Source organism: uncultured Nisaea sp. (assembly GCF_963974195.1).
GTDB lineage: Bacteria > Pseudomonadota > Alphaproteobacteria > Thalassobaculales > Thalassobaculaceae > Nisaea.
Genome location: NZ_CAXBDC010000178.1, coordinates 1 through 4619, shown reverse-complemented (window position 1 = coordinate 4619; position 4619 = coordinate 1). Strand labels below are relative to the sequence as shown.

General features: G+C 58.6%; 3 protein-coding genes. All 3 read left to right on the top strand.

Going from position 1 to position 4619, the window contains the following annotated elements; all coding sequences use genetic code 11:
• On the top strand, window positions 1-773 hold a 773-nt coding region (locus AAC126_RS21770), incomplete at its 5' end, for a sigma 54-interacting transcriptional regulator (protein ID WP_339857467.1).
• A gap of 163 nt (window positions 774-936) precedes the next feature.
• Window positions 937-3216, top strand: coding sequence for a PAS domain-containing sensor histidine kinase (locus tag AAC126_RS21765; RefSeq protein WP_339857465.1), 2280 nt, complete (start codon window positions 937-939; stop codon window positions 3214-3216).
• On the top strand, window positions 3206-4597 hold the full coding sequence (locus AAC126_RS21760) for a sigma-54 dependent transcriptional regulator (RefSeq protein WP_339857463.1): 1392 nt from the start codon (window positions 3206-3208) through the stop codon (window positions 4595-4597). The genes AAC126_RS21765 and AAC126_RS21760 overlap by 11 nt, the downstream gene beginning before the upstream one ends.
• Window positions 4598-4619: the final 22 nt, after the last annotated feature.

The following is a 4619-nucleotide window of genomic DNA, read 5'->3' as shown; positions in this document are numbered from 1 at the left end:
CCAGCGGCCGTTTTGAGCAGGCTCGTGGCGGGACTCTTTTCCTGGATGAAATCGGCGATATGCCGATCGAGGCGCAGACCCGTCTTCTGCGCGTTCTGCAAGAGGGTGAATACACTAGTGTTGGCGGTCGCTCGGCCATCCAGGTGGATGTCCGCATCGTGGCCGCTACGCACCGTGATTTGCGGCAGCTCATCCGCCAGGGCATGTTCCGCGAAGATCTGTTTTACAGACTTAACGTTGTTCCCATCCGCTTGCCTCCGCTACGTGAGCGCAAGGAAGATATTCCCGATCTTGTCCGGCATTTCCTGGCGCTGGCCCAGAAGGAAGGGCTGCCGGAAAAAAGCATCGACGGCGCCGCCATGCAGCGCCTGACGGCCTATAACTGGCCGGGAAACATCCGCGAGCTGGAAAATCTGGTAAAGCGTCTGGTCGCCCTCTATTCCGAAGAGGTGATTGGCTCTGCGGCTATTGATGAGGAGTTGCTCGACAGTCCGGCCGGGGCGGACGAGGAAGCTTCCGACAAGAGCGAAAACCTTTCCGATGCGGTCGAGCGGCACCTGCGCACCTATTTCGCGGCCCATGGTGACAATTTGCCGCCGACAGGTCTGCATGACCGCGTCCTGCGCGAGATAGAGCGGCCCCTGATCATGCTGTCTCTGGATGCGACCAAGGGAAATCAGCTGAAAGCGGCTTCCATGCTTGGCCTCAATCGCAATACCCTGCGAAAGAAGATCAGGGATCTCGGGATACCTGTTGTCCGCAGCGCTCGGTAGAGGGCGAGGACCCGAGACGTGCGTGCCAAGGCTGGTTAGGTTAAGACTAATACGTCGCGATCCGTCATTCATTAGGTGAGACATGCCGGCGGAAGCAGGTACAGACGCCCATTCTTCCGAAATAGAGAAGCCTTCTGACGCGGTCAGGCCTTCCGATATGGTTTTGCTGCGTTCTGAAAACCGGCTCGGAAGCTACACGCGAAAATTCCGTATCTGGGCGCAGCGCATCGGGTTTGAGCGCAAGGCTGCCTATGTTCTGGCCGCGCTCGCCATCGTCGCCGGACTTGGGACCTATGGCGTCTTTACGCGGGCGGGGCCAGCCGGTCCGGCCCCGGATGTGGTGCTGGGGATTCTTTACGCGGATTTTTCCCTGCTTCTGTTGCTCGGCATTCTGGTCGCTTACCGGCTGGCCCGTCTCTGGGTTGAACGGCGGCAGGGCCTTGCCGGCTCACGGCTGCATGTCCGTCTCGTGGTCATGTTCTCGGTGCTGACCGTGGCTCCGACGATCCTGGTCTCTGTCTTCTCTCTGGTCATGTTCGACTTCGGTATCCGCTCCTGGTTCAGCGAGCGGGTATCGACGGCTGTTACCGGCTCTGTCGCCGTTGCCGAGCGCTATCTGGAAGAGCACAGACAGGTGATCCGCGGTGATGTTCTGGCCATGGCTAACGATATCAATCGGGAAGCGCCGTTTCTGGTGAACAATCCCTCCCGGTTCTCTCAGGTCTTGCGCGCGCAGGCATCCCTGCGAAATCTGACGGAAGCCGTGGCCTTCGACAGTACGGGAAGGGTTCTGGCCCGCACGAACCTCGCGCTTTCTTTCGATTACGAGCCGCTTCCCGAGGACGCGATGTCCAAGGCGAGGCTTGGTGACGTGGTCGTTCTGACCACGGATGCGGATGACCGGATTCGCGCTTTTGTCCGGCTCGACCGGTTCGTCGACGCCTATCTGTTTGTCGGGCGCTTCGTTGATTCGGAGATCCTCAGCTATATCGAGCGCACGAAGGAGGCGGTCAATCAGTTCACCGAACTGGAAGGCCGCCGGTTGGATATCCAGGTGTCCTTCATCATGATCTTCGCCATGGTGACGCTCCTGCTCCTGCTTGCCGCGGTCTGGATCGGCCTCAATCTCGCCACCTGGATGGTTCAGCCTATCAGTGAGCTGATAGGGGCCGCGGAACGGATCAGTTCGGGAGACCTCACGGCCCGGGTCTCCGGGCCTGTCGAAGCGGACGAAATGGGACTTCTTGCCAGGGCGTTTAACCGTATGACGCGGCAGCTGGAAATGCAGCGCAGCGAGCTGATGAGCGCGAACCGTCAGGTTGATGCACGGCGGCGGTTCACCGAAGCCGTACTCGGCGGTGTGTCCGCCGGAGTGATCGGCCTCGATGCGGATGCGCGGATCAATCTGCCGAATAAATCGGCCGCCAGCCTGCTGGGGGTGACGATTGAATCCCTTGTCGGGCGAATGCTGGCGGAGCAGATACCGGAGATGATCGAGCTGCTTGAGCTGGCAAGGCATAACCCTAACCGGCAATCGGAAAAGCAGATCGAGCTGAACAGGGAAAGCAAAAGAATAACGCTTCTGGCGCGGATCAAGGCCGAAATCACTGACGGCAAGGTCTCGGGATATGTGCTGACTTTTGACGATATTTCCGCACTTCTGTCAGCGCAGCGGATGGCTGCCTGGGCGGATGTCGCGCGCCGGATTGCCCATGAAATCAAGAATCCCCTGACCCCTATTCAACTCTCTGCTGAACGCCTTAAACGTAAATATTTGAAGCAGATAAAAGACGATCCTGAGACATTTGTTGAATGCACGAGCACGATTGTGCGACAAGTAGGTGATATCGGGCGTATGGTTGATGAGTTCTCGGCTTTTGCCCGGATGCCTGCTCCGGTGATGCGGAGGGAAAATCTGATCGAGCTCATTCGTGAACAGGTGGTTCTTCAGAGGTCGGCACAATCCGGCATTGTCTTCGCTTTCAATGGAGATCAGGAGCCGGTTGAGCTTGAGTGTGACCAACGGCAGATCAGACAGGTCGTGACGAACTTGTTGCAGAACGCGATTGACGCAATCGATGCGATTGCGCCGGCCAAGGCTGGCGGAAAGCGTGCACCGGGGCATAGAATCTCTGTTTCAATCGCCCGGGAGGATCAAAGGATTGTCGTTGATGTTGACGATACGGGCCGGGGGCTTCCGGAGACGGATCGTGATCGTCTGACGGAACCTTATGTGACGACCCGGGAAAAAGGCACCGGCCTCGGTCTGGCAATTGTAAAGCGAATCATGGAAGATCATGGAGGCTCGATTGCCCTCATGGACCGTGAAAGCGGAGGGACGAGAGTCCGTTTGACCTTCAGGGACAATTTCGAGGCGTCGCCGGACGAGGCGACATTGGACTCAAATGAAAATGACTTTAGGCTGAGCCACCATGGCGTATGACATTCTCATCGTAGACGATGAGGCCGATATCCGGTCTCTGCTCGCGGGGATTCTTGAGGATGAAGGCTATGACACGCGGCAGGCGCGGAATAGCGACGAGGCTCTCGAAGCCGTCGATATACGCCGGCCAGGCCTTGTCATTCTCGATATCTGGCTGGAAAACAGCACGCTGGACGGTCTCCAGATACTGGAGCGGTTAAGCGCGGAGCATCCGGATATCCCGGTGATCATGATCAGCGGGCACGGAACAATCGAGACCGCGGTCTCCGCGATCAAGATCGGTGCCTACGATTTCATTGAAAAACCCTTCGAGACCGAACGCCTGTTACTGCAAGTCGGCAGGGCACTGGAAGCCGTGCAGCTCCGGCGTGAAAACGCGGAGCTCCGGGCGCGGTCGGATACGGAAGACAGGCTGATCGGAAACTCCTCCGGGGTGGCACAGGTGGCGCAGGCCGTGGAAAAAGTGGCGCCGACGAACAGCCGGGTGCTGATTACCGGGCCGGCGGGGGTCGGCAAGGAAGTCGTCGCCCGCATGATCCATACGAGCTCGGCCCGTGCGAGCGGTCCGTTCACGGTATTGAATTGCGCGACGCTGAGCCCGGAGCGACTCGAGATCGAACTTTTCGGCGCGGAGCGCCGGGATGGCGAGAGTGATGAAGGCCGCACCGTTGGTATGCTGGAGCAGGCCCATAAAGGTACATTGTACCTTGATGAAGTCGCGGACATGCCGAAGGAAACCCAGGGCAAGATCGTCCGGGTTTTGCAGGAGCAGCGGTTCCGGCGGGTTGGCGGGGAGCGGGAAATTTCCGTCGATGTCCGTGTTATCGCCTCGACCAACAGGGATCTTCAGCAGGAAATATCAACAGGCCGTTTCCGCGAGGATCTTTATTATCGGCTGAACGTGGTACCTATCATTGTCCCGGCGCTGTCTGAACGCCGGGAGGATATCCCGCTGCTCTGCACCCATTTCATTGAGCGTTCCGCACGCAGTTCGGGCATGTCGCACCGAGTTCTTGGCGAAGATGCCATTGCCGCGCTGCAGTCCTATGACTGGCCGGGCAATGTGCGTCAGCTTCGCAACGTGATCGACTGGCTGCTGATCATGGCTCCCGGGGCGGCGAACGAGCCTGTGAAGGCGGAAATGCTGCCGCCGGAAATCGGGTCCGCGGCGCCGATCAGCCTCAATTTCGACAAGGGTGTCGAAATCATGGGGATGCCGTTGCGCGAGGCCCGGGAAATGTTTGAGCGGGAATATCTTCTGGCCCAGGTAAACCGGTTCGGGGGAAACATCTCCCGAACGGCCAGTTTTGTCGGTATGGAGCGGTCTGCACTTCATCGTAAACTGAAATCGCTCGGCGTCAGCGCCGAACGCTCTGCGTAAACACCCTCTTCAGGACAGGATC

Excerpts from the sequence above, each read along its gene's own strand:
- AAC126_RS21760 (WP_339857463.1), top strand. The coding sequence starts at position 3,206 with ATGGCGTATGACATTCTCATCGTAGACGATGAGGCCGATATCCGGTCT.